Origin of the sequence: Mycobacterium sp., from assembly GCF_052144515.1 — a bacterium.
Lineage (GTDB): Bacteria > Actinomycetota > Actinomycetes > Mycobacteriales > Mycobacteriaceae > Mycobacterium.
Window position 1 is genome coordinate 1 of the sequence record NZ_JBKQQD010000087.1, and the last position, 3,419, is coordinate 3,419.

Here is a 3,419-nt window from a genome sequence, read left to right on the forward strand (position 1 = left end):
TGCGACCGCGACAAGGCCTCCAACGCTTCTCGTTGACCGTCTGACATGACCAAAGCAGCCGCCGGTGTCATCACCCACGAAGTCTAACGCAGACCAGCCAATTATTTTGGAGACACACCACTAGTTGATTCGGACACCAGGGTAGATGTGAACACCGGCATGATCGCTGCCGGTCGGCTCCAAGCACTGATCGAATCTCGTGCCAGCGCTACCAGCATGGTGGACATGTGGGTGAAGATGGACCGAATTATCAATGCGATCAAATCCACTGTGCCGGAGGAAATGTGGCCGGAGATCGTGCGCAAGATGAAGGGTGAGGACGAGGCCTCGGAGCTGCTGGAGGACGACGCCGAGGTCTTCGACCCAGCCGATGATCCCTTCGACGACGAGTTAGACGAGTTAGACCGTTAGACGACTGAGGTTGTTCGGTTCCTGGATGCACGGCGACGTGGGCAGGCTAGATCGATAGCGGCATCGACACAAGCAACTTCCGCGTGCGAGATGGCGGTTCTAGCAATAGTTGTATGACGGGTCTGTCCGCTGCAGATGCCCACAAGTTCGCAACTGATGGCCCAGCGCCGGAATACTCTTTTCGGTCCAAACTGGATCACGCCGAAATACCCTCGACTGGTGAGCAGAATGTCGGACACGGCCTCGGTTGCGCTCGGGCGGCGCATCATTGAAATTCTTGAAAAAGGCAAGAAAACCTCGACATACAAGCTCGCGACGCTACTTGCGCTTATGGAGTACTGCATCGAGAGGGCGCCCGATTCCGACGAGTCGGTCGATGTGCCGCTCGACATCCTCGCGGAGAGGGTAATCGAGAGATACTGGCAACAGACCCGGCCAAGCGGCATCGACGGAGACCGCGCACTGCGCCAATCCGGTCAGGCAACCAAGATTCTTGACGACATCAGGAACTTCCGTGAAACCGCACACGCGGGCAACAGCACCACGCTGGAGTTGGCGAAGTCACAGGCGCCCGAGTTGTACGCCGAGACACTGAAGAATGTGAAGCGCACGTTGGTGCGCTACCCATTACGCCTTCTCCAAACGGTCCCCAGTGGCACCGACCCGTTCCTCTACCACGACGAGTGGATGCAGAACGCCACCAATGCAAAAATCGACCGGCCCGACAACGTGGTCCGGCTTCGCGAGGGCGTTGGGTACGCGATGGCCTTGCTGGCAGGACTCTTGAGGCCCGCGCTTGAATACCTGTGGGTCGACAAGGTGTGGAAATCGAACCACGAATTGTTCCCGGATGGCCTTGATGTCAAGCGGTATCTCTTCGAGGAAGACCGGGTAGCCCTTGCTCAGGTACGCCCCGCGCTGAAGGAGGCGTTCGGCGAAGAGTGCTTCTACTGCCGTTTCAGCCTGAAATCAGGCAGCCATATCGACCATGTCCTGCCGGTGTCGACCTACCGGATAAACGGTCTAGCCAATCTTGTCCTGGCGTGTGGACAGTGCAATCTGTCCAAGTCGGATTACCCACCGGCCATCATGCACGTCGAGCGGGCGTTAGGCATCTCACCTGCGCCCGGCACACGACCCCGCGATGAAGCGACTCTGGAACGGATCGGTCGGGCCATCCACTGGCCGGTACAGTACGACCGCGTCAAGAACACGGCGCGTAGCCTCTTCAAACTTGCAGCCCCCCAAACGAAGACATGGCGTGGCGTTGGCCAACCACTCGATCCACTTCCATCGAGGCTGCCCGCATGGGTCACCGATGCCCCCGCCTGAAAGCGTGCACAAGCATGGTGGACGAGGCATGCCTTGGCGGCGGTAGAGGCGACCGCCTCCTCCCAATTCCGATACTCCGAATGGGGCACTGAGGCCCACAACTGGGTCAAACGACCCTATTGGGGGGTGGAGGGAAGGCGGAACCTGGATGGGTACCGCCCGGATCAATCGGCCTGCGAGGGAGACGTCATGGGGACGCCGCCGCGCAGAACCGTGAGCATCCACGGTCACGAGCTGTCCTACCTGGACAGCGGTACGGGTTCGGTGGTGCTGTTCATCCACGGGATTCTCGGTTCGCAACGCCAGTGGATCCACCTGATCGACCGCCTGCATGACGACCACCGGGTGATCGTGCCGGACCTCTTCGGGCACGGCGAGTCGGACAAGCCGGTGGGAGACTATTCCCTCGGCGCCCACGCGGCAACGCTGCGCGACCTGCTGGATCGCCTGGGCATTGAGCGGGTCACCCTCGTCGGGCACTCCCTCGGCGGGGGCATCGCAATGGAGTTCTACTACCTGTTCCCGGAGCGCGTCGAGCGGCTGGTGCTTGTCGCCAGTGGCGGGCTGGGCCGGGAGGTCAACCCGATCCTGCGCTCGGCGACGCTGCCCGGGGCCGCATGGGTCCTGCCCATCCTCGCGTCGGGGTGGGTGCGTACGCGCGCCGAGGGCGCCGGACGGGCTCTATCCAGGGCGGGCTGGAAGCCCGGCACGGACATCACCACGATCTGGCAGGGCTTCACCTCGCTCGGGGATGCGGCGAGCCGACGCGCCTTCCTAGCCACGACCCGCGCCGTCATCGACCCTGGGGGCCAGACTGTCAACGCCCACGACTACCTGCCCGACGCCGCGCCGATCCCGACCCTCATCATCTGGGGCTCCCGGGACCGGATGATCCCGCCGTGGCACGCGATCAATGCGCAGAAATCGATCCCCGGGTGTCGCGTCGAGCTGTTCGAGGGAGCTGGCCACTTCCCGCATCTCGATGAACCGGACCGCTTCGCCGATCTGGTGCGTGATTTCATCGCGACAACCTGAACCGCTGGCACCTCGAAACAGACCAAGGCAGCGGGCCTGGCCGCAGCAGGTCACCCCGACGACCCGTGCGAGGAGCCAAGTCCGGCACCGAGAAGGCCCGTCCGGCCCTGCCCGACGAACGCCCGTGACCCGCCGCAGCGGCGTGAGGTGGCCGCAGCTCTGCGGACTGCCGAGACGTTCGCGGGGTGCCCGACGGTCGGGGCACTGTCCACGCCCTGCGGATGGTGGCCCACCTGCTCGACTCCGGCTGACGGGCGCTGACTGGTACTTGTCCTGTCGGCCGGGCGGGCCGCTTCCCATTCCGGTGCCTCGAATGTGTGCACTGAGGCGCGCGGATCCGGGTCAAAGGACCCTTTTCGGGACGACGGGGGAGGCAGAACCTGAAATGCGTACGGCCAGACCTCGAAGCCCGAATGCGGGCGGCCGGGCACGAGGGGAGAAGAAGGGGCTTAGTCCATGATGACTGGCTGTAGAACTAAGACCGGGGTCTCAAGGAGGTAGTCATGTCCGCCATAACGAAGGTCTCGGCGTTTGACCACGCGATGCAAACCGCGCACACCTGGATCAACGACGTGGCCAGGGAGTTCGACACCGAGGATCGGGAGTTCGCCTACCGAGTGCTGCGCGCGTGGCTGCACACC

General features: G+C 63.0%; 3 protein-coding genes. All 3 read left to right on the forward strand.

Annotated elements, in window-relative coordinates; translation table 11 throughout:
* The first annotated feature begins 147 nt into the window (after window positions 1–147).
* The 3 genes from ACLP9N_RS04560 to ACLP9N_RS04570 all read left to right on the forward strand — a co-directional run bounded on the left by ACLP9N_RS04560 (window position 148) and on the right by ACLP9N_RS04570 (window position 2,778).
* Window positions 148–411 (forward strand): hypothetical protein, encoded by a 264-nt coding sequence (locus tag ACLP9N_RS04560; protein ID WP_442406273.1) that lies wholly within the window; start codon window positions 148–150, stop codon window positions 409–411.
* 156 nt (window positions 412–567) lie between these two features.
* Complete coding sequence (locus tag ACLP9N_RS04565) at window positions 568–1,743, forward strand: HNH endonuclease (RefSeq protein ID WP_442406274.1); 1,176 nt, start codon at window positions 568–570, stop codon at window positions 1,741–1,743.
* Window positions 1,744–1,932: 189 nt separating this feature from the next.
* Entirely contained in the window at window positions 1,933–2,778 is an 846-nt protein-coding gene (locus tag ACLP9N_RS04570) for an alpha/beta fold hydrolase (protein WP_442406275.1), read from the forward strand.
* Window positions 2,779–3,419: the final 641 nt, after the last annotated feature.